Annotated in this window: 1 protein-coding gene; it reads left to right on the top strand. The window is 45.8% G+C overall.

The genetic code is table 11. The features are described from left to right. On the top strand, positions 1-626 hold a 626-nt coding region (locus A3761_RS06820), incomplete at both ends, for a UvrB/UvrC motif-containing protein (protein ID WP_197472916.1).

Below are 626 nucleotides of genomic sequence, written 5' to 3'. Positions count from 1 at the left end.
GTAGCGAGACAGAAGCGCTGATTCTAGAACAGAATCAGATAAAGACCCTTAAGCCCCCGTACAATATTCTCTTGCGAGATGATAAGTCTTACCCCTATATCTATTTGGCAAGCGATAAAGAATACCCTTCATTATCCATGAAAAGGGCGCGTAGCAAAGGGAAGGTTGGACGTTATTTCGGGCCCTTTCCAAGCTCTGGTTCAGTAAAAGAAAGCCTGAACATGCTTGAGAAAATCTTCAAGGTTCGCCAATGTCATGATAGCTATTACAACAACCGCTCTCGCCCTTGTCTTCAGTATCAGATAAAACGCTGCAAAGCTCCGTGTGTCGGTTTGGTTAGTCACGAAGAGTACCTGGAAGATGTTAAAAGTGTTGAGATGTTTCTGCAGGGAAAGAGTCCTGAATTAATCCGTAGGCTTATTTCGCAAATGGAGCAGGCTTCTATAGAGCTTAAGTTCGAAGAGGCCGCAGAGATAAGAGATCAGATTGAGCATCTTCGACATGTTCAGGAAAGCCAGTCTGCCGAGGGTGGGACGCAGAGCCTGGATGTAGTTGTACTCGTAGCAAAAGGCGGCTCGGTTGTAGCATCAATGCTTTATGTGCGTAACGGGCGAATTCTTGGCCAT

It is taken from the genome of Oleiphilus sp. HI0123, from assembly GCF_001635315.1.
The sequence above is the reverse complement of the archived record's forward strand: the minus strand, read 5'-3'. Positions and strand labels throughout refer to the sequence as shown.